The 25,943-nt window shown below is 73.6% G+C and carries 23 protein-coding genes; 16 read left to right on the forward strand and 7 right to left on the reverse strand.

What is annotated here, in order from left to right; all coding sequences use genetic code 11:
• The first annotated feature begins 43 nt into the window (after window positions 1-43).
• Together AB5J73_RS02120 and AB5J73_RS02125 are read left to right on the forward strand one after the other, a co-directional pair.
• Window positions 44-556 (forward strand): sigma-70 family RNA polymerase sigma factor, encoded by a 513-nt coding sequence (locus tag AB5J73_RS02120; RefSeq protein ID WP_370967540.1) that lies wholly within the window; start codon window positions 44-46, stop codon window positions 554-556.
• A 23-nt stretch (window positions 557-579) separates the two neighbouring features.
• A complete protein-coding gene (locus AB5J73_RS02125) occupies window positions 580-882 on the forward strand; it encodes a cupin domain-containing protein (RefSeq protein WP_370967542.1) in 303 nt (100 codons plus the stop codon).
• A gap of 1 nt (window position 883) precedes the next feature.
• Here AB5J73_RS02125 and shbA read toward each other — a convergent pair whose 3' ends face one another.
• Window positions 884-1,525 (reverse strand): RNA polymerase sigma factor ShbA, encoded by a 642-nt coding sequence (gene shbA / locus AB5J73_RS02130; RefSeq protein ID WP_370972870.1) that lies wholly within the window; start codon window positions 1,523-1,525, stop codon window positions 884-886.
• Window positions 1,526-1,565: 40 nt separating this feature from the next.
• On the reverse strand, window positions 1,566-1,973 hold the full coding sequence (locus AB5J73_RS02135) for a hypothetical protein (protein WP_370967544.1): 408 nt from the start codon (window positions 1,971-1,973) through the stop codon (window positions 1,566-1,568).
• A 346-nt stretch (window positions 1,974-2,319) separates the two neighbouring features.
• Between AB5J73_RS02135 and AB5J73_RS02140 the strand changes: the two genes are divergently transcribed.
• On the forward strand, window positions 2,320-5,130 hold the full coding sequence (locus AB5J73_RS02140; RefSeq protein WP_370967547.1) for a TIR domain-containing protein: 2,811 nt from the start codon (window positions 2,320-2,322) through the stop codon (window positions 5,128-5,130).
• 2 nt (window positions 5,131-5,132) lie between these two features.
• The gene (locus AB5J73_RS02145) at window positions 5,133-6,725 is read left to right on the forward strand and encodes a protein kinase (protein ID WP_370967549.1); all 1,593 of its coding nucleotides are present in this window, start codon (window positions 5,133-5,135) and stop codon (window positions 6,723-6,725) included.
• 49 nt (window positions 6,726-6,774) lie between these two features.
• On the opposite strand, the gene AB5J73_RS02150 is transcribed toward AB5J73_RS02145, so the two are convergent.
• Window positions 6,775-7,746, reverse strand: coding sequence for a hypothetical protein (locus AB5J73_RS02150; protein ID WP_370967551.1), 972 nt, complete (start codon window positions 7,744-7,746; stop codon window positions 6,775-6,777).
• Window positions 7,747-8,013: 267 nt separating this feature from the next.
• Here AB5J73_RS02150 and AB5J73_RS02155 point away from each other — a divergent pair, with 267 nt between their 5' ends.
• The 4 genes from AB5J73_RS02155 (at window position 8,014) to AB5J73_RS02170 (ending at window position 11,796) form a co-directional block, all read left to right on the forward strand.
• Window positions 8,014-8,175, forward strand: coding sequence for a hypothetical protein (locus AB5J73_RS02155; RefSeq protein WP_370967553.1), 162 nt, complete (start codon window positions 8,014-8,016; stop codon window positions 8,173-8,175).
• 174 nt (window positions 8,176-8,349) lie between these two features.
• Window positions 8,350-10,518 carry a helix-turn-helix domain-containing protein gene (locus AB5J73_RS02160; RefSeq protein ID WP_370967555.1) on the forward strand — a complete coding sequence of 723 codons (2,169 nt, stop codon included), beginning with the start codon at window positions 8,350-8,352 and terminating at the stop codon, window positions 10,516-10,518.
• Between the two features lie 53 nt (window positions 10,519-10,571).
• Window positions 10,572-11,573: an SEFIR domain-containing protein gene (locus AB5J73_RS02165; RefSeq protein WP_370967557.1), complete on the forward strand. Its 1,002-nt coding sequence runs from the start codon at window positions 10,572-10,574 to the stop codon at window positions 11,571-11,573.
• Window positions 11,574-11,625: 52 nt separating this feature from the next.
• On the forward strand, window positions 11,626-11,796 hold the full coding sequence (locus tag AB5J73_RS02170) for a hypothetical protein (protein WP_370967559.1): 171 nt from the start codon (window positions 11,626-11,628) through the stop codon (window positions 11,794-11,796).
• Here AB5J73_RS02170 and AB5J73_RS02175 read toward each other — a convergent pair.
• Window positions 11,789-12,421: a TetR/AcrR family transcriptional regulator gene (locus tag AB5J73_RS02175; RefSeq protein ID WP_370967561.1), complete on the reverse strand. Its 633-nt coding sequence runs from the start codon at window positions 12,419-12,421 to the stop codon at window positions 11,789-11,791. The genes AB5J73_RS02170 and AB5J73_RS02175 overlap by 8 nt on opposite strands.
• A 146-nt stretch (window positions 12,422-12,567) precedes the next feature.
• Between AB5J73_RS02175 and AB5J73_RS02180 the strand changes: the two genes are divergently transcribed.
• Window positions 12,568-13,371: an SDR family NAD(P)-dependent oxidoreductase gene (locus AB5J73_RS02180; protein ID WP_370967563.1), complete on the forward strand. Its 804-nt coding sequence runs from the start codon at window positions 12,568-12,570 to the stop codon at window positions 13,369-13,371.
• A 16-nt stretch (window positions 13,372-13,387) separates the two neighbouring features.
• Window positions 13,388-14,935: a long-chain fatty acid--CoA ligase gene (locus tag AB5J73_RS02185; protein WP_370967566.1), complete on the forward strand. Its 1,548-nt coding sequence runs from the start codon at window positions 13,388-13,390 to the stop codon at window positions 14,933-14,935.
• Here the strand turns inward: AB5J73_RS02185 and sigJ are convergent.
• Window positions 14,874-15,731, reverse strand: a complete 858-nt coding sequence (sigJ, locus tag AB5J73_RS02190; RefSeq protein WP_370967568.1) for an RNA polymerase sigma factor SigJ — start codon at window positions 15,729-15,731, stop codon at window positions 14,874-14,876. The two genes, AB5J73_RS02185 and sigJ, sit on opposite strands and share 62 nt — an antisense overlap.
• Before the next feature lie 37 nt (window positions 15,732-15,768).
• Window positions 15,769-16,818 carry an amidohydrolase family protein gene (locus tag AB5J73_RS02195; protein ID WP_370967570.1) on the reverse strand — a complete coding sequence of 350 codons (1,050 nt, stop codon included), beginning with the start codon at window positions 16,816-16,818 and terminating at the stop codon, window positions 15,769-15,771.
• A gap of 113 nt (window positions 16,819-16,931) precedes the next feature.
• Between AB5J73_RS02195 and AB5J73_RS02200 the strand changes: the two genes are divergently transcribed.
• From AB5J73_RS02200 to AB5J73_RS02215, 4 genes are all read left to right on the forward strand, one after another.
• A complete protein-coding gene (locus AB5J73_RS02200; protein ID WP_370967572.1) occupies window positions 16,932-17,474 on the forward strand; it encodes a hypothetical protein in 543 nt (180 codons plus the stop codon).
• Window positions 17,383-18,279, forward strand: a complete 897-nt coding sequence (locus AB5J73_RS02205; RefSeq protein ID WP_370967574.1) for an ABC transporter ATP-binding protein — start codon at window positions 17,383-17,385, stop codon at window positions 18,277-18,279. The genes AB5J73_RS02200 and AB5J73_RS02205 overlap by 92 nt, the downstream gene beginning before the upstream one ends.
• Entirely contained in the window at window positions 18,266-19,087 is an 822-nt protein-coding gene (locus AB5J73_RS02210) for an ABC transporter permease (RefSeq protein ID WP_370967576.1), read from the forward strand. Before AB5J73_RS02205 ends, AB5J73_RS02210 begins: the two co-directional genes overlap by 14 nt.
• Before the next feature lie 85 nt (window positions 19,088-19,172).
• Entirely contained in the window at window positions 19,173-21,479 is a 2,307-nt protein-coding gene (locus AB5J73_RS02215; protein WP_370967578.1) for a putative bifunctional diguanylate cyclase/phosphodiesterase, read from the forward strand.
• Between the two features lie 69 nt (window positions 21,480-21,548).
• Here the strand turns inward: AB5J73_RS02215 and AB5J73_RS02220 are convergent, their stop codons facing one another.
• Window positions 21,549-22,370, reverse strand: a complete 822-nt coding sequence (locus AB5J73_RS02220; RefSeq protein WP_370967580.1) for a cyclase family protein — start codon at window positions 22,368-22,370, stop codon at window positions 21,549-21,551.
• A 98-nt stretch (window positions 22,371-22,468) separates the two neighbouring features.
• On the opposite strand from AB5J73_RS02220, the gene AB5J73_RS02225 reads away from it, so the two are divergent.
• Both AB5J73_RS02225 and AB5J73_RS02230 read left to right on the forward strand, forming a co-directional pair.
• Window positions 22,469-22,891, forward strand: coding sequence for a DUF5709 domain-containing protein (locus tag AB5J73_RS02225; protein WP_370967582.1), 423 nt, complete (start codon window positions 22,469-22,471; stop codon window positions 22,889-22,891).
• 266 nt (window positions 22,892-23,157) lie between these two features.
• The gene (locus AB5J73_RS02230) at window positions 23,158-25,929 is read left to right on the forward strand and encodes a BTAD domain-containing putative transcriptional regulator (RefSeq protein WP_370967584.1); all 2,772 of its coding nucleotides are present in this window, start codon (window positions 23,158-23,160) and stop codon (window positions 25,927-25,929) included.
• Window positions 25,930-25,943 lie beyond the last annotated feature (14 nt).

Here is a 25,943-nt window from a genome sequence, read left to right on the forward strand (position 1 = left end):
CCGGTGCGCGTACCACCGGCACGGGCGACGGGGAGAAGAAGTCATGGCGATCAGCGCTGCCCTCGAAACGGCGGCCCCGGAACGGTTGCTGGCCGCGGCGCGGCCGCTCGTGGTGCGCTACTGCCGCGCCCGGCTCGGCACCGGGCAGGACCCCGACGACGTCGTGCAGGACGTCTGCCTCGCGGTGCTCAAAGCGCTGCCCGCGCGGCCGCCGGAGCGCCCCTTCCCGATCTTCGTCTGCGCCATCGCCCGCCACCACGTCGAGGCCGCCCGCAAGGCCGCCGCCCGGCGGCGGGCCGAGCCGGTCGCCGAGCTCCCGGACGAAGGCGACGCGACGCTCGACCCCGAGCACCACGCGCTGCGGCGCGAACTCGGCGAGCGCATGGCGAAGCTGCTGCGGGTCCTGCCGAAGAAGCAGCGCGAAATCCTGGTGCTGCGCGTGGCCGTCGGCCTCTCCGCCGAGGAGACGGCGGCGGTGGTCGGGTCGACGCCGGGCGCGGTGCGCGTCGCCCAGCACCGCGCGCTGAACCAGTTGCGCAAAGCCGTGGCGGGCTGAGCGGCCGGGGCTACCCTGGCCTGGTGAGCGACAGCGAGAACTTCGAAGGACGCGACGTCGGGTCCGGGATCTCGGTGATCCGCGAGAGCACGGACGTCGTCGGCTCGGGGCCGCGCCTGCACCGGCACCCGTACGCCGAAACGTTCGTGATCATCCGCGGCCGCGCCCGGTTCACGATCGGCGACGAGCAGCGCGACGGCGGCGCCGGGGACGTGCTCGTCGTCCCGGCCGGCACCCCGCACAAGTTCGCGGTGCTCGGCCCCGGGGTGTACGAGGCCGTGCACATCCACGAGAGCGACCACTTCGTCACCGAGTGGCTGGAGTAGCTCAGAGCCCGCGGTCGGCGATCATGCCGCGCAGCTTCGTCAGCGCGCGGTACTGCGTGATCCGGACGTTGCCGGGCGAGATGCCCAGCGCGTCCGCGGTCTCGTTCGCCGACAGCCCGACGATGATCCGCATCGACAGGATCTCCTGGTGCAGCGGCGGCAGCAGCGCGAGCAGCTTGCCCAGCCGCGCCCCGAGGTCGAGGTCCAGCACGTGGCTCTCGGGCTCGTTCCCGCCGAGCGGCCGGTCCGGCAGCTCCGGCACCGGCTTCGACCGGTCCCGCGCCACCGACCGGAAGGCGTCGGCGACCTTGTTCGCGGCGATGGCCCGCACGAGGTACAGGAACGAGCCCCCGCGGTCCTGGTACCCGGGCAGCACCTTCAGCACGGCCAGGCACACCTCCTGCGCGACGTCGTCGGCGGAGAGGTAGGACAGGTCCCGCCCGCCGATCCGCGCCCGGCAGTACCGCACGACCGTCGGCTTGATGATCCGCAGCAACGCCTGCACGGCGTCCGGGTCCCCGGCCCGGGCGGCCGCCACGACCGGGTCGAGCTCCTCCTTGCCCAGCTTCCCCTCCGGCCGCGGCAAATCCGCCGGCACGGAATAACCGTCCACTGCCTCCGGCGCCGCCGGCGCCGAGATCATGGTTTCCACGGGTCCCTCCTCGCGTCCGCCACCAGGGGCGTCATCGATCGCCGCCGGACCGCGGGTCTTCGAAGACCCGCATCCGCACGTCGCGTTCCAGTTGCCGCAGCGCGGCCTCGAGCCCGGGTGCCACCGGCAGCCGGCCGCGCCCGAGCAGCACGACGCCGTCGTCCTCGGTGCGGCGGGCGACGGCGAACAGCCCCAGCCCGCGCTCCAGCGAGCCGGGCACCGGCATCGCCGACACCAGCACGGCGTCCTCGGCCCGTTCGAGCACCCGCACGCCGGGCACCGCACCGAGCGCCGCCGCGAAGTCGGCGTGCGCGCCCGGCCCCGCCACCTGGCTGACCACCGTGGCACCGGGTGCGAAGCCGGTCAGCGAACAGGTGGTCATCGCCGACCACAGGTAGACGCCCGCCACCACGACGAGCACCATGACGAGGAGGGTCACGGCTCGGCCCGCCTCACCGGCCGCTGTGGATCATCCGCGCATTCCATGTCCGCTCCTACGATTCGCACTCCGAACAATCGGTTATCGAGGCGCTGAACAGGGGCGTTGCACGGCCGCACTTGTTGTCCACAAGTTGTCCGTTAACCAGAAACCGCCTGTTCGGCGGCCCCGGCGGACACCGCCGGACTACAGGTCAAATTCTTGACAATTCCTGCCGGCACGCGAAGAGCGGTAGCAAAAACGCGCGGTTCGCCGATCCACCGCCCGTACCGCCGCCGACCACCAGGACCCCCTCATGATCACCCACTGAATGACGCACCCCGACGCCACCGGAGAGTGTTCCCCGATGACGGATCCCGATCCCGGTCTGTCCGGCGCCCGCACGGCGGACCGATTCGACGTGTTCCTGTGTTTCACCCGGGCCGACGCCGGCAGTGCGGCGGCGGTCGACCGGATCGAAGAAGCACTGCGCGCCGACGGGCTTCGCGTGTTCCGCGACACCGGGATCGGCGCATTCGAGCCGATCACCCGCGAACTCGCGGACGCGATCGCCGGTTCGCGCGTGCTGCTCGCCTACTATTCGCGCATTCTGCCGACCCGGTACGCGTGCCAGTGGGAATTGACGGCCGCGTTCGTCGCCGCGCGGCGCCACGGCGACCCGGCGGACCGCGTGCTGGTGATCAACCCGGAACCGGGGACCGGGCACCTCGCGCCGGTCGAACTGGCGGACGCGAAGTTCTTCACCGGCCCGGTGACCCCCGAAGTGCTGCCGGAACTGGTCGGCCGGGTGCGGCGGAAGGTCGAGCGCACCGGCGTCCCGCTCGGCGCGCCCGCGGGGCGGACGGCCCCGCCCGGACGGCGGCCACCACCCCGGCTCGTCGGCCGCCACCCGGAGCTGTGGGCCGTCCACAGTGCGCTCAACGCGGCCGCTTTTCCCGGCGCGACACCGTATTCGCGGCCGGTGGCCGTGCTGCGCGGCCTGCCGGGGGCCGGCAAGACGGCGCTGGCCGAGCAGTACGCCTACCTGTTCCACGGCGCGTTCGGCGGCGGGGTCGTCCGGCTCGGGCCGTTCGGGCACCACGAACCGGACGACTTCCTCGCCCAGTTCCCGCTCGCCCTGGCCAGGGCCGCCGCGGACCGCCTCGGCACGGACGTCTCCGGGCTCGACCTCGACCGCCTGCGCGAACTGCTCGCCGACCGGATCGACGCGGCGGGCGAGCGGGTGCTGGTGCTCGTCGACGACGTCCCGGCGGGCCTGCCACCCGCCGTCCTCGACCGGCTGCTCCTGCCGAGCGAGCGGGTGCACACGCTGATCACCAGCCGGTTCGGGCACGCGCCGTGGGACGCGGCGACCGTGGACCTCGGGGGCCTCACCCCGGAGGAAAGCCTGCGGCTCTTCTCGGAGTTCCGGGCGCCCGGCAGCGACGCCGAGCGCGCGGCCGTGCTCCGCTTCGCCGACCGTTGCGGCGGGCACCCGGTCACCCTGCTGGCCACCGCGTTCGCCGTCCGGCACCGGCCGGAACCGCTGACCGACGACGTCCTCGCCGCGCTGCCGGACACCGCGCCGCAGGCGGTCCGGGACCTGCTCGCCGAGCTCACCCCGCTGGCCCGCGACGTCGTCCGGCTCGGCACGGTGCTGGCGCCGGTGCCGTTCCCGGCGGACCTGGCCTGCGCGGTGCTCGGCCCGGTCGCCGCGCCGGAGCTGACCGCGGCGGTGGACGAACTCGTCACGCGGGGTTTCGCCACCCTGGCCGACGGCGAACTGCGCCTGCAGGCACTGGTCGTCGAGGTCGCCCGCACGGAACCCGTCCCCGCCGGGCTGGCCGCGCGCGCGGCCGAGGCGCTCCTCGGCCGGCTCCCCGGCGACCGCGACTTCCTGCTCCAGCACGCCCGCGCGCTGGCCGAACACGCACCGGGCCACCGGGTCCGGCTGCTCCGCCCGGTGGCCGCGGCGTACGAGGCGCAGGGCGACCCGGCCACGGCAGGCGAGGTCCACGCGGTCATCCTCGCGACCGGCGAAGCCACTTCGGCCGACTTCGCCGCGGGGGCCCGCGTCGAGATCGCCTGCGGGCTGTACGCGGAAGCCGTCGACCACGCGCGGGCCGCGCGGGAGCTGGCCGGCGACGAGGCCGAGCGGTACGCCGCCGGGCTCGCCGAAGCGCAGGCCCTCGACTGCCAGGGCGACTACGCCGAAGCCGACCGGACGTTCTGGGCGCGCCACGGCGACGTCCTGCCGGCCGAAGGCGAGGAGCGGTACCGGGCCGCGCTCGCCGTGGCGCTCGCCCGGCGGCTGCGCGGGCGGCCGCGGGACGCCCTCGCGCTCCTCGAACCCCTGCTCGCGGAGCTGCGGGACGCGCCGCCGGGCCCGGTCCGCGACGAGCTCGCGCCGGCCACCCGGCTCGAGTACGCGCGGAGCCTCCAGCTGGCCGGGCGGCCCCGCCGGGCGCGGGAGGTCGCCGGCGACGTCGTCGCGGAGCACCACGCGACCGGCCGGGAGCGGCACGCCCGGTGCGTCGAGGCGGAACTCGTGCGCGCCGACGCGATGCTGGCGCTCGACCTGCGCGACCTGCGCGCCACCCCGGCCGACTGGGAACGCTCGGCGGCCGAGCTGCGGGAACTCGAGAAGAGCTACGCGAAGCGGTACGGCTCCGAGAACCCCCTCACCTTGACCGCGGCCGTGTTCGCCGACCGCGCCCTGCTGGCGCTCGGCCAGCCGAAGCGGGCGCTGGCCGTGCTGTCCGCCACCGAGCAGGTCGTGCTGCGGGTGCTCGGCGCGGACCACCCGCTGCGCTACCGGATCCGGCACGGCATGGGACTGGCGCACGCCCAGCTGCGCGAATTCGGCCGCCAGGCCGAACTGCTCGAGGACATCCTCGAGCCGCAGATCCGGCTGCTCGGGCGGACCCACCCGGAAACCGTCGAGAGCCGGCTCGACCTCGGGATCGCCCTCGCGCTGAGCGGCCGCGGCCCGCGCGCGCGAGCGGCCGAGCTGGTCGACGGCGCCGCGCGCGACATCGTCGACGCGCTGGGCGCGGCCACCGAACTGTCGGCCAAGGCACAGGCCGCCAAGCGCGTCGTGCGGCTCCCCCAGCCGTTCGTGTCCGCGCTGTTCACCGTCGAACGGCTGATCTGGCCGGGCCGCGAGAAAGGCGAATAACCATGGAACGTCAGCTGGCCGATCGCTACCGGCTCGGCCCACTCCTCGGCCGGGGACCGGCGGGCGAAGTCTTCGCCGGTACCGGCACCGACGGCCGCGAGTACGCCGTCAAGCTGCTCGACGCGCGCCTGACCGGGGACTCCGAGGCCGTCGCGCGGTTCCTGCGCGCGCAGGCCCCGCTCGTCGGCCTGGCGCACGAACACCTGGTGACCTTGTCCGACATCGTCGTCGAGGGGGACATCGTCGCGCTGGTCGTCGACCGGGTGCCGGGCGGTTCGCTGCGCGAACGGCTGAGCGCGTCGGGACCGCTGCTGCCCGCCGAGATAGCCCGGATCGGCGCCGGGATCGCGGCGGCGCTGCAGGTGGTGCACGACGCCGGGGTCGTGCACGGCGACGTCAAGCCGTCCAACGTGCTGATGGACGACACCGGCGCGGTGCGGGTGCCGAAGCTGACCGACACCGGCGTCGCGTTCCTGGCCCCGCGGCGGACGCACACGTCGCTGGCGACCGCGTCGAAGTACGCGGCACCCGAGGTCGTGCGCGGCGAACAGCCGGGGCCGGCCGCCGACCTCTACTCGCTGGGCGTCGTGCTCTACGAGCTCTACTGCGGGGTCGCGCCGTTCGCCGGCGGGTTCGTCCGCGACGCGGGCGAAGGCCCGGGACGGCCCGGGGAGATCCCGGCCCCGCTGTGGGACCTGCTCCGCCTGCTGCTCGCCGTCGAGCCGTCGTTGCGGCCGCGGGCGGGCCAGGTCGCGACCGTGCTCACCGCGATGCTGCCGGACCTCGTCGGAGCCCCCGTCGGGCCGCGGCTGGACCGGCCCCCGCCCACCGAAACCGCGCGGAGCCACGCGGCCCCGTCACCCTTCCCGATCGGAGACGACATGTTCGGCGAGCAGTTGTACAGCCCACCCCCGAAGAAGCGGAAGAAGTGGATCCCGGTCACGGCCGCGGCGGCGGTGCTGGCCGCCGCCGGCGTCACGACGGTGGCGCTGGCGAGTTCCGGCGGCACCCCGGCGGCCGCGCCCGCCCCGGTGACGGTCACGCAGGCGCCGCCCACCGCCACGGTGACCGCCTCCGCGCCCGGCACGACGAGCGCCGCCACCACCTCCGCGTCCGCCGTCCCGGCCGCCGCCGGGGAGCCGACGGTCGAGCAGTACCTGAGCGAGCTGAGCCCGGTCGAGGGGTCCTTCGACCGCAGCCACGAGACCGGCAACATCGGCGGCAAGCCGTACCTGCACACGGTCGGCACCGGCGTCCAGGAGTGTTCGGAGGCCGACTCGGCCGAGTACAACATCTCGAAGGGCTACCGGAAGTTCACCGCCACCGCCGGCCTCGACGACAACTCCGCGGACTCCGGGCTGAAGGTGCAGCTCGAGGTCTTCGGCGACGGCCGCAAGCTGCTCACGACGGTCCTGGAACTGAACAAGCCGACGGCGGTCGACCTCGACGTCACCGGCGTGCTGCGCCTGAAGATCGGCTGGCAGCCGGTCAAGTCCGGCTCGTGCGGCGATTCCGGCAACTACCTGAACCTCGGCGAGGCGAAGCTGCTCGGCGTGCCGGGCGAGGTGCCGACGTCCCTGGCCCCGACCGGCTGACCCGCGGGTCGCGAATGACTCATTCGGGACCACGGTGGTCCCGAATGAGTCATTCGCGACCTTGGGACTCGCGCTGCCAGCGGATGCCGTAGGCGAAGCCTGGGGCCAGGTGCCGGAACTGGACGTGCACCTCACCGGCGTCGTCGGCGGTCAGCGCCGTGCCCCGGGGGAAGCGGTCGCGCGTGTCGTTCTGGAACGCCTTCTCCAGCATCACGATCCGCTCCGGCACCCGGTCCCGGAACCGGACGTGCAGGTCGAACAACTCGCACGGATGCCGCGGGACGCACACGTAATGCGGTTCTCGCAGGCGCGCCCGGAACCGCAGTGCGATCTCGTGCCGCTGCCCGCGCTGCAACGGCGCCGGCAATCGCAACGCGAGGCCGACGCGGTCGCTCGACTCCATCTCGCGCTTGGTGAGCACACCGCCGTGGAACACGTCGACCTCGAGATCCGCGGCACTCACCGATGCGCCGGAATTGGCGGTCGTGGTGAGCGTCAGCGCGAGATCCAGTTCGCTGATTTCGTCGGCGTCCGCGACCACCCGCCGGATTTCGAACACCTCCGCCACAGGCTGGTCAAGCGCCAGTGAGACGCGCAGTTCTTCGGTGTGCCAACTGCGGCTCGGGTAGGGCGACGGCGAGTGCGGCCGGGCCGACGCCACCGCCATTGCCGCGATCTGCTCGATGCCGTCGTCGATGCGCCGCCGGACCGTGCGGTCGTCGCGGTCGAGCGTGATCGCGGCCCAGTGCACCCGTTCCTGGTAGAACGGCTTCCGCGCCGCTTCGTCCAGCGCGAACGCCGCCAGCAGCGCGATCTTCAAGTCCTCCGGCAGCGTCTCGACGAGCGGGCGCAACCGATTCGTGAGTTTACGCCGCATCTCCACGGTGTCGTCATCTTCCAAAATGCCACATGTACTGCGCAGGGCCGGGCCGACCCGATCGCCGAGCGGTGTGGTGAAAATTGCCCTCCCCTTGCGGAGAATCTTCAGCTCACCGACTACGTCCGCCGCACTGAGGTCCACCGTTCCTCCCCTGCCCGCTCCACGCACGGGGATCAATAATCGTCACCACCGCGGCCGGTGTCCAGTCGATCATGGCGGGACGAACGGATCGTTATCCCGGGGTTTCCTTTCCCCTCGTTAGCGGAAACAGGAAACTCCTTGTCGGACCGTTCCGATCGGCCGCATTCTTCATGGGCCGCACCGATTCCGCGGCGATAAACCACAAGACCACGGGGTGTTCCCGGGTGCCCGAGTGGCGTCCGTGTGCGCCCAGTCGAAGGAGTCGAAATGAAGGTCGTCTGTTCGTTTTCGCTGCTCCTGCGGCTGGCTTTCCGGCTGACCGCGGCGGCACTGGTGGCGGGGATCGCGCTGGGCCACCAGCCGGCGCCCGGCACCGCGCCGCAGCAGCTCACCCCGGTGGTCGCCGCGTACGGAGAGGAGGTGCGGTAGCGATGCAGACCCACGCCATCGGGCTCGTCCTGGCCCTGCTGACCGTCGTGTTCGGCTGAGGCCGGCATGCGACCCGACAACGAGCCGGCCGGGGCTGCCCCGGCCGGCCTTCCCGGCCGGTGTCCCGGCACCGTGACCACGGCCATACTTGTCCTTCGACGAGGGTGGGTGCTGATGAGCGAACGAGCGACGTTCGGCGCGGAGCTGCGCCGCCTGCGCCGCGCCGCCGGCGTCTCCCTCACGGAACTGGCGGACCGCGTCCACTACAGCAAGGGCTACCTGAGCAAGGTCGAAACCGGCCTCACCGCGCCGAACGCGGCGCTGGCCGCCCTCTGCGAGGCCGAACTCGGCGCGCCCGGGGTGCTCACCGCGCTGCTCCCGCGCGAACCGGCTCGCCGGCGCACCCGGCCCGACGTCCGCCCGTCGGGGCTGCCGCCGGCCACCGCGGACTTCACCGGCCGGGCCGCCGAACTGCGGGCGGTCCGCGACGCGCTGGAGGCCGACGCCGGTGTCTGCGTCGTGTCCGGCATGGGCGGCGTCGGCAAGACGGCACTCGCGGTCCGCTGCGCCCACCGGCTGGAAGCGGCGTTCGCCGACGGGTGCCTGTTCGTCGACCTCCACGGCCAGGGCGACACCCCGGTGCCGGCCGCCGCGGTGCACGACCGCCTGCTGCGCGTGCTGGGCGTGCCCGCGGAGCGGATCCCGGCCGACCCCGACGACCGCGCCGCCCTCTACCGCTCGCGGCTGCGCGGCCGCAGCCTGCTGCTCGTGCTCGACAACGCGGGCAGCGCCGCGCAGGTCCGCCCGCTGCTGCCCGCCGAGCCGAAGTGCCGGGTGCTCGTCACCGCCCGGTCGCGGCTGACCGCGCTCGACGACGCGCGGCACGTCTCGCTCGACGTGCTCCCCGCCGGCGCCGCGGCGGAGCTGGTCTCCGCGCTGACCGGCGCCGGCGCGGCGGACGCGGCCCGCGTCGCGGACCGGTGCGGCCGGCTGCCGCTGGCCATCCGGATCGCCGCGGCCCGGCTGCGCGCGCACCCGGCGTGGGACCTGGCCGAGCTCGACCGGCGGCTGGCGGGCGAAGCGGACCGGCTCGGCGAGCTCGACGACGGCGAACGCAGCCTGTCCGCGGCCTTCCGGCTGTCGGCGCGGCAGCTCGACGCCGCGGAAGCCCGGCTGTTCGGGCTGCTGGCCCTGCACCCGGGCAGCGACCTCGACGTGCGCGCGGCGAGCGCGCTCGGCGGGCTCCCGCCCCGGGAGACCGACCGGCTGCTCGACCGGCTGCACGACGCGTACCTGGTCACCCAGCCCGCGGCCGACCGCTACGGCTTCCACGACCTCCTGCGCGCGTTCGCCGCCGGGACCCCGCTGGCCGAGGGCGAGCGGGAGCGGGCGTTCGGCAGGCTCGCCGCGTTCGCCGTCCGGGAGGCCGAGCGCGCCGACCGGGAGCTGGCCCCGCAGCGCTACCGCCCGGAGATCGGCTACCCCGCCGAGCTCCCGGAGCCGGCGCCGCTCGACGGCGTCGCGTGGTTCCGCGCCGAGTGGCCGAACCTGGTGGCGCTGTGCCGCCGGGCCGGCGAGCTGGGCGAACACGACCGGTGCTGGCAGCTCGCGTTCTTCCTGCGCGGGTACTTCTTCCTGGCGAAGCTGTGGGACCCGTGGATCGCGACGCACCGCTGGGCCCGCGCGGCGGCCGAAGCGGCGGGCGACCGGTGGGCGCTGGCGATCACGACGGCCAACCTCGGCGTCGCCCTGATCGACCGCGGCGACCTCGACGGGGCGTCCGAGTGCTACCGCGAAGCGCTGCGGGAGTACCGCGCGATCGGCGACCGCCACGGCGAGGCGACCGCGCTCGCGCACGACGCCTGGGCCGACCACTACCGCGGGGAGAACGCCGCCGCGCTGCGGAGCTTCCGGACGGCGCTGGAGTTCTACGAGCAGACGGGCAACGACCGCAACGCCGCCATCACCAACCGCGGCATCGCGCTGGTGCTCGTCGGGCTCGGCGAGGCGGCCGAAGCCGCCGAGCTCGCGACCGCCACGCTGGCCGTGTTCGACCGGCTGGGCCTCGACTTCGACGCCGCGATGGCGCTGAACTGCCTGGGCTGGGCCCGCTTCCACACCGGCGAGCACGACCTCGCGGCCGCGGCCTACCGCGAAGCGGCCGCGCGGGCGGAAGCCTGCGACAGCAGCCATGAAGCAGCGCGCGCGTACACGGGCCTCGGCAACGTGGCGGCCGCCCGCGGCGAACCCGGGGCGGCGGCCGGGTTCTGGTCCCAGGCGGACGAGATCCACCCGGACCTCGACCCGGTCGTCGTCGGCGAAGCCCGCGCCCGGCGGGCGTAACGAGAGCTCGCGGGACACCGACTCTGGTGGCGCCCCCGAGCGGACGGAGAACGATGGTGACGCGCCGCCCCCGGGTTTTCGTGTCGTACTCGCACGACGACGAGAACCACAAGACACTCGTGCGCCGGTTCGCCGAGTTCCTGCACCGCCACGTCGGTCTCGAGGTGCACCTGGACCAGTGGGCGGACGGGTACCGCATCGACTGGGCCAAGTGGGCGGCGCGTCAGCTGCAGCAGGCCGACTTCACCCTCGCGATCGCGTCACCGGTGTACCGGCGGCGGCTCGACGGCGACGAGCCGCCGCAGATCGGCTGGGGCTCCCAGTTCGAGGGCGCCATCCTCCGCAACCAGCTCAGCAGCGACATCGACGAGTACACCGCGCGGATCCTGCCGGTCGTGCTGCCGGGCCGGGCGATCGAGGAGATCCCCGGCTTCCTGACGCCTTACTCGGCGTCGCACTACAAGATCCAGCAGTTCCAGGTCGACGATTCCGGCGTGCGGAGCCTGGTCCGCGCGATCACCGGACAGGCCGAGCACCCCGGACCGGACGGCGAGCCCGGGGTGTTCGTCGGAGACTCGTTCGTCCCGCTGGCGCGGGGCCGGAAACTGTTGCTGACCAACGAATTGAAGCCGGTCTCGAAAGGACCGGACGTCCGGCTCGGCGCGGTCGGCATCGACGGCACGCACTACGGCAACGGCATCGCCTACCGCTGTTCGATGTTCTGCAGCGAACCCCGCGGCGTCGTCGAATACACCCTCGGGCGGAAGTACAAGAAGTTCGAAACGACGGTCGGTGTCCTCGACGACGCGAGCGATGCCCAGCAGACCGGCTACTTCGAGGTCTTCCTCGACGGCGTCGCCCACCCGGGCGCCACGGTGAAGCTCGGGTCCCCGGCGCAGCTGACCGTCGACGTCTCCGAAGTGCTGCGGCTGCGGCTGGTGGCCTACCGCACCGACACCACGGTCCACCCGATGCTCGCGGGCGCGCGCCTGGCGGGCGGGCTGTCCAACGGCCTGCCCGAGCTCGGCTGGGGCGACCCGGTCCTCTACACCTGATCGTGCCGGTGACGCCGGGTTCGCGGCGCCGGGCACCGGGTACTTGTCGATCATGAGCCCGAGGATGTGGCGCCTGCTGATCTCGGGGTCGCTGCGGCTGTTCCTGATCAGCGCCGTGCCGGCCGCCGCGCACCTTTCCGTGGTCGTCGGGTTGCTGGCCGGGGTGATCGCCTTCGTCGTGCCCGCACCGCGCGGGCCGGGCGGCAGCGAGGGGACTAGCTAGCCACCACCCGCGCCAACACGGAGGGGACCTCTCGTTCGAGGTCCGCCGCGGCGTGCTCCACGCCCGCCAGGTGGTGGAGCAGCGCCTGCTGGAACAGGCCGTCCAGCAGGGCGTACGCCACCGATGGGGGCACGTCGACCGGGGCGGACACCAGTTCCGCGTAGCGCGACACCACGTGCCAGATCATCTCTTCGCGGCGGCGGTCGATCTCCAGCACGTCGGCGCGGAACGACTCCTCGAACAGGCTCTGGTTGCGCAGGTCGTACCAGAGCCGGTGGAGCTTCGCGTCCGCGCGCAGCGTCGCGCCCATCGCCTTCGCGAAGTCGCGTTGCAGCTCCGCCGCCGTGCGCGCGCGGGCGACGATTTCGTCGTACCGGGTGACGCACACTTCTTCGAACTGCCGGACGCAGTGGGTCAGCAGGTCGACCTTGTCGGCGAAGTAGTAGTGCAGCACGCCGTGCGAGAAGTCCGAGTTCTGCGCGATCTCCCGCAGGCTCGTGCGCGCGTAGCCGAGCTCGGCCAGCGTCTGCAGCGCCGACTCGGCCAGCTGCGCCCGCCGCTGTTCGAACTTGTCGACCTGGCGGCGCGAGATCCGGTCCCGGGTCCGCTCCTTCGCCTCTGTCACCTGCACCGTCCGTCGTTTCCTGAGTTGGCGGGATCAGTCTATCGGGCACTTGACCAACTTTTCCTTGACGAGTGTCCAGGAAAGTCTTGACGACCGTCCAGACCTTGGCTGATGCTGTGGCCCAGCCGTCTCAAGGAGGAGATGTCATGGGTGGGTACGACCTGACCGGACGAGCAGCGCTGGTCACCGGCGGAGCACGCGGCCTCGGGGCCGGCATGGCCGAAGCGCTGGCCAGGGCCGGTGCCTCGGTGGTGATCGCCGACATCCGGGAGGACCTGGGCCGCGCGACCGCCGACGCGCTCAAGCAGACCGGCGCGACCGCCGCGTTCGTCCCTCTCGACGTCACCGACGACGCCGGCTGGGAGCAGGCCGTCACCGCCACCATCGCCGAGCTCGGCGGGCTGGACATCGTGGTCAACAACGCCGGCGTGGAGATCTCCGGCCTGGTCGCCGACCTCGACCCGGCCGACGTGCGGCGGATGCTCGACGTCAACGTCCTCGGCACCGCGCTCGGCATCAAGCACGCCTTCCGCGCGATGCGCCCCGGCGGCCCGGCGGGCAACGGCGGTGCTGTCGTCAACATCGCCTCGGTCGCCGCGACCATCGCCTTCCCGGGCATCGCGGGCTACTCGGCGACGAAGTCCGCGGTCGACCGGCTGACCCGCGTGGCCGCGATGGAGGCCGGGAAGCTCGGCTACGGCGTGCGCGTCAACTGCGTCTACCCCGGCCTGGTCCCCACCGAGATGGGCAACCAGCTCGCCACCGACGTCGTCCGGCTCGGGCTCTTCCCCAGCGTCGAGGACGCGATCGGCGCGGTCGTCGGGCAGACCCCGGCCGGCCGGCTCGGCGAGGTCACCGACATGGCCGACGCCGTCGTCTTCCTGGCCTCCGACGCCGCCCGCTTCGTCACCGGCGCCGGCCTGCCGGTCGACGGCGGCATGGGCATGTGACCCGGACCTGATCGCGATGCGCCTGGTCGACTACCTCGACAAGGGGGCCACCCTCGGCCCCTCGGCGCCGTGCCTGACGATGGCCGGCGCCTCGCTGAGCTACGCGTCCGTCCAGGAGCTGTCCTGGCGGATCGCCCGGGCACTGGCCGGTTCCGGCGTCCGGCCGGGCGAGAAGGTCGCCATCCTGTCCGCCAACGACCCCACCGCGTTCGCGTGCGTCTTCGGCGTTTCGCGCGCGGGCGCGGTGTGGTGCCCGGTCAACCCGCGCAACGCCGCCGGGGAGAACCGGGAGCTCCTGGACCTCTTCGACTGCACGTGCCTGATCTTCCAGTCGTCGTTCGCGCCGCTGGTCGAGCAGCTGCGGCCGGACCTGCCGAAGCTGAAGACGGCGGTCTGCCTCGACGACGGCTCGTTCGAGGACTGGCTCGGCGACGCCGCGCCCTGGGAAGCGCCACCGGTGGACGACGTCGTCATGGTCGTCGGCACCGGCGGCACCACCGGACGGCCCAAGGGCGTCGTGCTGACCGGGCACAACATCGAGACGATGACCGCGCTGACGTTGATGAGCTACCCCTTCGCCGGGCGGCCGCGGTACCTGGCGCTCGCGCCGCTCACGCACGCGGCGGGCGTGCTGTGCTTCCCGGTGCTCGCGCTGGGCGGCGAGGTCGTCGTGATGCCGGCCCCGGACCTGACCGAGTTCCTCGGCCTGGTCGAGAAGCACGGCATCACGCACGCGTTCCTGCCGCCGACGTTGATCTACCTGCTGCTGGACAACGCCGCCCTGGACACCGCGGACCTCTCGTCGCTGCAGTGCCTCTGGTACGGCGCGGCGCCGATGTCCACCGCGCGGCTGCGGGAGGCGATCGAACGGATCGGGCCGGTGCTGGGCCAGCTGTTCGGGCAGTCGGAGGCCCCGATGATGATCTCCACGCTGGCTCCCGCGGACCACCTGCACCCGGACGGGACGCTCGCGGTCGAGCGGTTCGCCTCGGCGGGCAAGCCGACGCCGCTGACCCAGGTGGCGATCGTGGACGGCGCCGGCCGCCTCCTGCCGCCCGGCGAGCGCGGGGAAATCGTCGTGCGCGGACCGCTCGTGATGGCCGGGTACTACAAGGATCCCGAGGCCACGGCCAAGGCGTCGGCGGGCGGCTGGCACCACACCGGGGACATCGGCTACCTGGACGAGGACAACTACCTGTACCTCGTGGACCGCCTGAAGGACATGATCATCAGCGGCGGCTTCAACGTCTACTCCGCCGAGGTCGAGCAGGCGCTGCTGAGCCACCCCGCGGTCCGCGACTGCGCCGTCGTCGGGCTGCCGCACGAGAAGTGGGGCGAGCAGGTCACCGCCGTGGTGCAGTTCCACGCGGGCCGCGAAGTGGCCGCCGACGAGCTGCGGGCGTTCGCGAAAGGGCTGCTCGGGAGCGTCAAGGCGCCCAAGGAGGTGCTCGTGTGGCCGGACCTGCCGCGGTCCAAGGTGGGCAAGGTGCTGAAGGCGGAGATCAAGCAGCAGCTTGCCACCGGCGCAGCTTCTCCGGGTTCCGCACCGCCCACACCCGCCTGATCGAGTCGCCGTCGACGTCGAACGCGAGGACGGCCACGACCGCGCCGCCCTGGCGCACGACCAGGCCGGGCCGTCCGTTGACCGGGTGCTCGGCGAGCGTCATCGCGGAAACGCGGGCCGCGAGGCCCACGGCGTACCGCACGATCCGCTCGCGGCCTTCGACCGGGCGCAGGACGGCGGCGGCCAAGCCACCGCCGTCGGCCGTCAGGGTCGCTTCGGGGTCGAGGAGACCGATCAGCCCGTCGATGTCCTTCGCCTCCCACGCCGTTTTGAAGGCCCGCACGACACCGGCGCGCGCCGGCGCCGGTTCCCGCGCCACCCGGACCCGGCGCCGCGCGGCGGAGGCGAGCTGGCGGCAGGCGGCCGCCGACCGGTCGAGGATCGCCGCGACCTCGGCGAACGGGTAGCCGAACACGTCGTGCAGGACGAACGCCACCCGTTCGGCCGGGGTCATCGCGTCCAGCACGACGAGGAACGCCATCGTGACCGACTCGGCCAGCGCGACGCGGTCGGCCGGATCGGCGAGCGGGTCTTCGGGCACCGGCTCGGGGAGCCACTCGCCGACGTACCGCTCCCGCCGGACCCGCGCCGAGCCGAGCTGGTCGAGGCAGATGCGGCTCGCGACGGTCGTCAGCCACGCGCCGGGCGACTCGATCGCCTCGCGCTGCGGCGCGGGCAGCGCGTACCACCGCCCGAAGGCCTCCTGGACGACGTCTTCGGCTTCGCTCAGCGAGCCGAGCAGCCGGTAGGCGAGCCCGGTCAGCTGCCGCCGCTCGTGCACGATCGCACTGGTCATGGTCTTCTGACGAGTCCCAGGACCCGGTTGTGACACCTCAGCCACGGCGTCGCACGCAGCGGCCCCGCAGCACGACCGCCACCGGGTCGGCCAGCTGCTCGAGGTCTTCGCGCGGATCCCGGTCGTAGACCACGGCGTCGGCCGGGGCGCCGGGCTCCAGGCCCCGCAGGCCCAGGTACTCGCGCGCGTTCCACGACGCCGCCGCCAGCGCGTCGTGCGGCCGGACACCGGACGCGGCCAGCGCGCGGACCTCCGCCAGGATCCCGCCGTGCGGCAGGGAATCCGTCCCGGCCAGCACCCGCACCCCGGCTTCCGCCGCGGCCGCCGTCAGCGAGGCGTGGACGCGCGCGCCGCCGAGGTACCACGTCCGCCGGGGACTGTCCGGCCAGCGCTCGGCGCGAGCCCGGCCCGCGTTGATGACCGACAACGTCGGCGTCAGCGCCGTGCCCTGCGCGGCCATCCGCGCCAGCAGGTCCGGGTCGAGGCACATGCCGTGTTCCAGGGAGTCGACGCCCGCCGCGACCGCGGCCGCGCCGCCCTCCGGGTGCTGGCTGTGCACGGCGACCCGCCCGCCGGCCGCGTGCACCTCGCGCACGACGGCCGCCAGCACGTCGGCGGGCACCGCGGAATCGCCGACGCGCCAGTCCGCGACGATCTTCGCCCACCCGGTCCGCGCGGCCTGCGCGGCCGCCAGCGCGGGCAGCTCGGCGTGGTCCGCGCGGCGGCCCCAGCCGTCGAAGAACTGGCCGTGCTGCGCCAGCCACGGACCGGCGTGCCGGGCCCGCGGCACGTCGGGGTCCTCGCCGAACCACGGCGGCGGCTCCCCCGGCAGCCCCGGCGACCGGATCAGCGTGACCCCGGCGTCGACGTGCTGGTGCAGCTGCGCGCGGAGCACCTCGTCGTCCATCGGCTGCCCCGGCTCGGTCGCGCCGGGGTGGGTGTGCGCGTCGACCAGGCCGGGCACGAGCCAGCCCTCGCCGGCGAGCGTCGCCCCCGGGACCGGATCGGTGGTCCAGCGGTCGCCGTCGGCGTAGAGGTCCACGTACTCGCCGTGCGGCAGGGCGTACCCCCGGATGCGGGTGATCACCACACCGAACGTACCCGCGTACGCACCCCGGCGTAGCCGCAAGAGCCGTCCGCCGACGGACGACCGCGACGGCCGGAATCCCGAGGATGGGAGACGTCGAAAAGGAGGCGCCCATGAGGCTCAAGACCCGGGCCCGCAAGTGGTGGCTGGTCGGGCACATCGTCTCGGCGGGCCTGTGGATCGGGATCGACGCCGTGCTCGGCATCCTGGTCTGCACCGCGCTGCTCACCGACGACCCCGCCGTCCGCACCACCGGCCTGGAGGCACTCGGGCTGTTCGCCGTGTGGCCGATGTTCACCGCCGCGCTCCTCACCCTCACCACCGGTGCCGTGCTCGGCCTCGGCTCGAAGTACGGCCTGGTCCGCTACTGGTGGGTGGCCGCGAAGCTCGCGGTCAACGTCCTGATGGCAGTGCTGATCCTCTTCGCGCTGCGCCCCGGGGTCGACGTGGCCACCGAGCAGCCGGAAGGCCTGCTCTACCCCGTGGTCGTCGCCCCGGCCCTGCTGCTGTTCGCCAGCGTCCTCGCGGTCTTCAAGCCGTGGGGCCGCCTCCGGAAGGAATCCCGTGACCCATCCCGTGGAAACGACCTCGCTGACGAAGCGCTACGGACCGGCCGCCGCGGTCGAGGACCTGAACCTCTCGGTGCCCGCCGGTGAGGTGTACGGCTTCCTCGGCCCCAACGGTGCCGGCAAGACGACGACGCTGCGGATGCTGCTCGGCCTGATCCGGCCGACCTCCGGGAGCGTCCGGCTGCTCGGTGCCGCGCCCGGGCCGGGCAGCCTCGCCCGTGTCGGGGCGCTCATCGAAGGCCCCGCGTTCTACCCGTACCTGTCCGGCCGGGCGAACCTGAGGATCCTCGCCGACCACGCGGGGGTGCGGCGGACCCGCGTCGACGCCGTGCTCGACGTCGTCAGCCTCACCGACCGCGCCAAGGACCGGTATTCGACGTACTCGCTCGGCATGAAGCAGCGGCTCGGCCTCGCCGCGGCGCTGCTGAAGGACCCCGAGCTGATCGTCCTCGACGAGCCGACCAACGGCCTCGACCCGGCCGGCATGGCCGACATGCGGGTCACCCTGCGCAAGCTGGCCGCGGACGGCTGCACCGTGCTGCTGTCCAGCCACCTGCTGGCCGAGGTCGAGCAGATCTGCGACCGCGTCGGCGTGCTCGACCACGGGCGGCTCGTCATCGAGACGACCGTCGCGGACCTGCGCGCGGGCGGCGCGCTGCGCGTCGTCGCCGAGCCGCTGGAGCAGGCCCGCGACCACCTGCGACGGCAGTACGGCCGGGTCCGCGTCGACGACCGGGCGCTCGAACTCGACGTCGACGCGGGCGAAGCCGGCCGCGTGAACGCCGGGCTCGTCGGCGCCGGCTGCGTCGTCAGCGAACTGCGCTGGCGCGAACCCGACCTGGAACAGACCTTCCTCGCCCTGACCGGAGGCACCCCCGATGCTGCTGCGTGACATCCGAGCCGAGCTGCTCAAGCAGTCCCGCCGCCCGGCGAGCTGGCTGCTGCTGGCCGTCGCCGTCGTGCTCAGCCTGACCTTCGGCTACGCCATCCCGTACGCCGGGCTGAGCGGGGCCACGTCCGGACCGCCCGGCTCGAACCGCGGGCTGGCCGCGATGCTGCCGGACGCCTTCATCGGCAGTGCGCTGGGCGGGCTGCCGATCTTCGTCGGGGCCCTCGCGCTGATCTTCGGCGTGCTGGTCGCCGGCAGCGAGTACGGCTACGGCACGTGGAAGACGGTGCTGGTGCAGCACCCGTCGCGGATCGCGGTCTACGGCGCGAAGCTGGTCACCGTCGCGCTCGCCGCGCTGGCCGTCGTGCTCGCGCTGTTCGCCGCGACCGCCGGCGCGAGCGCGCTCGTCGCGGCGCTGCAGGACCAGCCGCTGAGCTGGCCGCCGGTCTTCGACGTCGTGCGCGGCCTCGGCGCCGGCTGGCTCGTCACGACGATGTGGGGCGCGCTCGGCGTGCTGCTCGCGATCGGCCTGCGCTCGGTGGCGCTGCCGATCGGGCTCGGCCTGGTGTGGCTGCTGGCCGTGCAGAACCTCCTGTCGTCGATCGCCGCGCCGCTGCTGGACTGGGTCGCGCAGCTGCAGAAGGGGCTGCCGGGGCCGAACGCGGGCGCGCTGGCCGCCGCGTTCGGGGCGAGCGCACCGGGGGTCGGGCAGATCGTCGGCTCCGGGCAGGCCGCCGTCGTGCTGGCCGGGTACGTGATCCTCTTCGGCGTCCTCGGCGGCTGGCTGCTGCACCGGCGTGACATCGCCTGAGCGCCCGGTGCGGTGCGCTTGTCCCCGGTCACACCCGGTGTAGTGTTTGCCGGTCCGACCGGCGGCCGCGACCACGTGAGGTGCCATGACAGTGCGGCGGTACCCGGTCGCGATCCTGCTCGTCGTCCTCACGGCGGCCGTGGTCGTGGTCAACGGCTTCGCGTTCTGGGGCGACACCTTCGCGCTGTGGATCGACGACGCCATGCAGCTGAGCGCCGGGGTGACCGCGGTCGTCTGCGGCGTCGTCGCCGCCCGGCGGGTGCGCGGGCACCAGCGCTGGTGGCGGGTCCTGGTGTCGGTCGGCATGGCCGGCTGGTCGCTCGGGCAGTGCGTCTGGTCCTGGTACCAGCTCGTCGACGGGCGCGGGCTGCCGTCGCCGTCGCTGGCCGACGTCGGCTACCTCAGCTTCCCGGTGTTCGCGCTCGCCGCCCTGGTCACGCTGGCCAGGGCCCGGGTGCGGCCGGACCGCGAACGCTGGCAGCCCGCGCAGTGGACGGCGCACTTCGGCGTCGCGGTGGTGCTCGACGGCCTGATCGTCACCGGCTCGCTGTTCATCCTGACCTGGACCGCGGCGCTCGGGCAGCTGGTCCGCGCCACCGCGCCGGACAAGCTGACCTGGGCCGTCGCCATCTCCTACCCGCTGTCGGACCTCGTGATCGTGGTCGTCGCGGTGCTGCTGGTGGTGTTCGACCGGGTGGACCGGCCCTACCGGGCGAACCTGCTGCTGGCCGCCGTGGGGATCGTCGCGCTCGCCGCGTCCGACAGCGTGTTCGCCTACCTGGTCAGCATCGGCGCGGAGAGCATGAAGCCGTGGTCGGACGGCGGGTTCGTGCTCGGCCCGCTGTTCATCGCGTTCGCGCTGCTGGCCACGCCGGGCACCCGGCGGCGCGACGACGCGAACCAGCCGGTCGGGATCGACTGGTGGCAGCTGGCGCTGCCGTACGTGCCGGTCACCGCGGTCGCGCTGCTGATCACCGTGCAGGTGGTGGCCGGCGCGGGCCCGGACGCCGTCGAGGTGTACGTCGGCGTGCTCGTGGTGTTCCTCGTGCTCGCCCGGCAGCTGCTTTCGCTGCTGGACAACAGGTTGCTGCTGCGCCGGGTGTACGAGGGCCAGCAGCAGCTGACCCACCAGGCCTACCACGACCCGCTGACCGGCCTGGCCAACCGCGCGCTGTTCGCCGACCGGCTGGACCGGGCGGTCGAGAACGGGCCCCGGCCACTGGTGCTCATCTTCGTCGACCTCGACGACTTCAAGGAGGTCAACGACCGCTTCGGCCACGCGGGCGGCGACGTCCTGCTGCACGCCGTCGCCCAGCGGCTGCTGAGCTGCGTGCGCGCGGGCGACACGGTCGCGCGCCTCGGCGGCGACGAGTTCGCGATCCTCCTGGAAGGCGAGGTGGACGCCCCGCAGGCCGTCGCCGACCGGATCCAGGGCGTGCTGCGGCGGCCGTTCGCGGTGCACGGCACGCTGGTCCCGGTCCGGGCGAGCATGGGACTGGTGGTGCCGGACCCGGCCGAACCGCTGATCACGTCGGACGTGCTGCTCGGCCGCGCCGACACGTCGATGTACGCGGGCAAGCGGCTCGGCAAGGACACCACGGTGGTGTACCGCCCCTCCGAGGACGGCCCGCCCGACTTCCCCGCGGCCCTGCGCCGCGCGAACGGCGGCATCCCGGCGGGTTTCGGCCTGGTGTTCCAGCCGATCGTCCGGCTGCCGGACGCGAACCCGGTGGCGGTCGAGGCGCTGGCCCGGTGGACCTCGCGCGACGGCACGTCGGTGTCGCCCGAGACGTTCGTCCGCGCGGCCGAGGGCGCGGGCCTCGGCGCGGAGCTGGACGCGCTGGTGCTGGACCTGGCCTGCCGCGAGATCACGGCGGCCGGCGTGGACCTGACGGTGCACGTCAACGTGTGCGCCAGCCGCCTCGGCGCCGAGGCGCTCGAAGAGAGCGTCGGCGCGAGCCTTGCCCGCTACGGACTGCCCGCGGACCGCCTGGTCGTGGAAATCACCGAGACGGTCCCGGTCCCCGACCTCGCCGCGGGCGCCGACGCGATCCGCCGCCTGCAGGCCCTCGGCGTCCGGGTGGCGCTCGACGACTTCGGCGCCGGGTACAGCTCGCTGACCGTGCTGCACGCGCTGCCGGTCGACCTGATCAAACTGGACCGGGCGCTGACGACCGGCGTCCAGCCCGAGCGGGACGCGGCGCTGTGCCGGTCGCTGGTCGGGCTGTGCCGCGACCTCGAGGTGGCGGTGGTCGCCGAGGGCATCGAGACGGCCGAGCAGGCGGAGCTGGTCACCAGGGCGGGCTGCCCGACCGCCCAGGGCTACCGGTTCGGCCACCCGGCCCCGCTGTCGTCGCTCCGCCTGTCGGCCGCCCCGCTCACCGCGAGCTGAAGGGGACTTTCCCCGCAGGTGCGGCGAGGAAAGTCCCCTTCAGCGCGTCAGCTGAGAGGAACGTCCCCTTCAGCCCGCCGTCACCCCCGGCGGCAGCACCCCGAAGATCGTCGCCGTCGAGCCCGCGCCCTTCCGGTTGATCGGGCCGCCCGCCAGCACCCACGCCCCCGTCGTCGGCAGCGCTTTCAGGTTGGCCAGGATCTCCAGGCTGATCCGGTGGCGCCGGTAGACCAGCTTCGACACCGTGTACGTCTCATCGGTGCCGACGTCCGGGCTGTACGTGTCGGTGCCGGTGCCGCCGCGGCGGCCCAGCCGTCCCGTGTCGATCAGCCAGCGGACCGCGGGGATCGAGAAGCCGGGCTGGTGCAGCACGTCGTCCGCGTCGGCGTTCGGGAAGGCGGGGGTGCCCCACTTGGCGTCCCAGCCGGTCCACAGCACGACGACGCTTTCGTCCGGGATGCGGCCGTTGCGCCGCTCCCATGCCTTGAGGTCGTCGATCGTCACCGCGTAGTCCGGGTTGTGCGCCGCCTTCGTTCTCACATCGATCTTGACGGCGGGCCGGAACAGGTCGGCCGGGTCCATCTCGTCGGCCAGCGGCTCGCCGGTGTTGAAGTGGCCGGGCGCGCCCCAGTGCGTGCCGGTGTGCTCGCCCTCGCGGACGAACTGCAGGTAGTAGCCGTTGTCGGGGATGGTGGCGATGGTGTCCAGCTCGAAGGGCGGGTCGCCGGGGAAGACGTTGGTCGTCGCCGGGTCGTTGACGTGCGACAGGTTGACCAGGTTCAGCTGGTCGAGGCGCACCGGCGGGGTCGCCGCCTGCGCCGTCCGCCCGGAAAGCGCGGCGCCGAACACCCCGGCCAGCCCCGCGGCCAGCACCCTGCGTCTCATCGGCATGGGGATCACCTTTCACGCGAACGCCGCCCGTGCGGCGGCCTGCACGGTCCTATCACCCAGGCTCGGCACGGCCAAGGAGTTGCGCGAGGATGGACGGCATGGACGACTCCGAAGACCGCGCCGACGACGGCATCCTCGACCCCGAGGACACATTGGACGACCGCGACGAACTGGCCGAGGGGTACTCCCCGCCGGAACGCGCGCAGGCGACCGAAGGCTGGGGCACCACCGCCCGCGAGACGGCGGAGGGCGAAAGCTGGGAAGCGCGGCTGGCCCGTGAAGTACCGGACCTGTCGTCGGACGAGGACGGCGACGGCCTCGGCGACAGCGAGGACACCGACGGCGAACTGGTGGACGACGAGGTCGGCGACGTGCGCGCGGGCCGGCTGGTCGCCACCGACGAGGGCTTCGGCAAGGACAGCGACGAAGAGCTGTACGCGTCGGACGCGGGCATCGACGGCGGCGCGGCCTCGGCGGAGGAAGCGGCGGTCCACGTGATCGACCCGTCCCGCCGCTGGTGAGGCGACGGAACGGACCCGGGGTTCGAGGGTGCCCGGGCCCGCTCCGTCATCCGCCGGATCGACGGCGGCCGGTGGAGTAGCCGGCCACCACGGGGAAAGGCGATCCGGCCCGCGGTCGTGGCAGGGAAACACGAACCGCCCCCTCGACGGTTCGTGCCGGGCGCCACCGACCCGTTCCACGGTGCCGGACGGGCCTTGCGCGAACCTTTCCCGTCCCTTTCCGGGTCGGTTACAGTGGGCGCCCGGACGAGCACGGGAGGGGTTCGGTGCGGTTCAGGCTGCTGGGCGAGCTCGCCGTCCGCGCCGGCGACCGGGTCGTGGAGCTCCGGCGCCCCCGCGTCCAGGGGTTGCTCACCGCGCTGCTGACCGACCTGGGCAAGGTGGTGCCCGCCGACGTCCTCGCCGAGCGCGTCTGGGGTGAGCGGCTGCCCGCCCATCCGCGCAATGCCTTGTACAGCTACGTTTCCCGGCTGCGCACGGCACTCGGTGCCGCGCTCATCACGCAGCGCTCGGGCGGCTACGTGCTCTCGGCGGATCCCGAAACCGTCGACCTGCACGTCTTCTTGCGGCTGCTCGGCGAAGCCGGGGCGAGCACCGACGACGGGGAGAAGACGGCGCTGCTGACGCGGGCGCTGGACCTGTGGCACGGCGAGGCGTTCGGCAGCCTGGACACGCCGTGGTTCGTGAACCAGCGGGAGGCGCTGGCGAGCCGCCGCCTCGGCGCGCAGCTGGACCTCGCCGACCTGAAGCTGCGCGGTGGCCGGCCCGGCGACCTCGTGCCCGAGCTGACCGCGCTGGCCGAAACCCACCCGCTGGACGAACGCGTCCGCGGGCAGCTGGTGCTCGCGCTGCACCACGCCGGCCGCCAGGGCGACGCCCTGCGCGAGTACGACCGCATCCGCCGCCTGCTGGCCGAAGAGCTCGGCACCGACCCCGGTGCGGCGCTGCGGCAGGTGCACGAACGGGTGCTGCGCGGCGACCCACGCCCGCGCCCCGCCGCGGCGAGACCGGTCCCCCACCAGCTCCCCGCGGCCCCGGCGTCGTTCGTCGGCCGGGCCGGCCTGCTGGCGGAGCTGGACCGGGCCGCGGAAACCGCGGGCCCGGTGGTGATCTCGGCGATCGGCGGCGCGGGCGGGATCGGGAAGACCTGGCTGGCGCTGCACTGGGCGGCCGGGAAGCTCGGTGAATTCCCGGACGGCCAGCTGTACGTGAACCTGCGCGGCTTCGACCCGGTCGCCGAGCCGATGCCGGTTTCCGTTGCGGTGCGCGGGTTCCTGCACGCGCTGGGCGTGGCCGGCGCCGCGGTGCCGCCGGATCCGGACGCCCAGCTCGCGCTGTACCGCAGCCTGCTGGCGGGAAAGCGCGTTCTCGTCGTGCTCGACAACGCCGCCGACAGCGGGCAGGCCGCCCCGCTGCTGCCCGGCAGCCCCACCTGCCGCGTGCTGGTGACCAGCCGGAACCGGCTCGGCGGGCTCGTCGCGGCGCACGGCGCCCGGCCGGTCCCGCTGGACGTGCTGTCCGCGCGCGAGGCGCGGGAACTGCTCGACCGCCAGATCGGCCGCGAGCGGCTCGACGACGCGACGGCCGGCGAGCTGATCCGGCTGTGCGCCGGGCTGCCGCTCGCGCTGGGCATCGTCGCAGCCCGCGCGGCGACGTCACCGGAACTGCCGCCGTCGTCGCTGGCCGAGGAACTGCGCGACCAGGCGGCGCGGCTGGACGGGCTGGACGCGGGCGAGGCCGGCCTGAGCCTGCGGACGGTGTTCTCGTGGTCCCTGCGCCACCTCACCGAGGAGGCGTCGGGGTTGTTCGGCCTGCTGGCGACCGCCCCCGGCCCCGACATCGCCCTGCCCGCCGCTGCGGCGCTGGCCGCCCGCCCGCTTGCCGCGACGCGGAAGGTGTTGCGCACACTGGAAAACGCGCACCTGCTGACGCGAACGGCGAGCGGCCGCTACCGGATGCACGACCTCGTGCGGCTCTACGCGTCCGAGGAAGCGGAACGGGCGCTGCCGGAAGACGTCCGCGAGGGCGCGTTGCGGCGGGTGACCGACTTCTACCTCCAGACGTCCTGGCACGGCCACCTCGCGATCGAGCCGCTCCAGACGCCGATCCCGATCGAGCCGCCCCTGCCCGGCGTCGAGCCGCAGCGGTTCTCGAGCCAGGCCGAAGCGGTGCGCTGGTTCGCCGCCGAGCACGCCTGCCTGACCGCCACGACCGAAGGGGCGGCGGCGCGCGCCTGGCACACGCAGGTCTGGCAGCTGGCCTGGCTGCTCAACGAATTCCGCGCCCGCCAAGGCCAGCTGCGCGAGCGCGAGTCCGCGGGCCGGCTCGCACTCGCGGCCGCGGAACAGCTCGGCGACGTGACCGCGCAGCTGATCGCGTACCGGATCCACGCCAGCGCAAGCATTTTCGCGGGACACCCCGAAGTCGCGCTCGAGTGCCTGCCGACGGCGCTGGCGCTGGCCGAGCGCGCGGGCGACCGGCTGCAGCAGGCCCACCTGCGCTACGTCCTGGCCGGCGCGTGGGAGTACCACTCGCAGGACTACCGGGCCGAACTCGAGCAGTGCCAACGCATCTTCGAGCTGATCGAGCCGGACGACGCACCCCGCCTCTACATCAGAGCCCTCGACCTGGTCGGCTTCTGCCACTTGCAGTGGAGCGACTGGCCCCAGGCCCGGCACTGGCTCGACCGGGCCGCGGCGGTGGCACGCAAGTACGGCGACCCGGACGGCGAAGCGCACGCCATCGGCAACCTGGGTTTCGTCGCACTGCGCAGCGGGGATTGGCCCGAGGCCGTGGGAAATCTGGAGCGGGCGGTCGCCATCCTGACGACGATCGGCAACGAGCGCCACGCAACGTTCTTCCTCGTCGGCCTCGGCGACAGCTACCGCCTGGTGGGCCGCGAGGACGACGCACGCCGGGTGCTCCACGACGCGCTCGACCGCTACCGGGCCCATCCGGAAGGCGCGCAGCTCAAGGAAGTCGAGGCGTGTTTCCTTGCCCTTGAGGGTTTGCCACCTGATCGAGTGATGAACAGGTGATCGATCGTCGGTAA

Origin of the sequence: Amycolatopsis sp. cg9 (assembly GCF_041346945.1) — a bacterium.
Lineage (GTDB): Bacteria > Actinomycetota > Actinomycetes > Mycobacteriales > Pseudonocardiaceae > Amycolatopsis.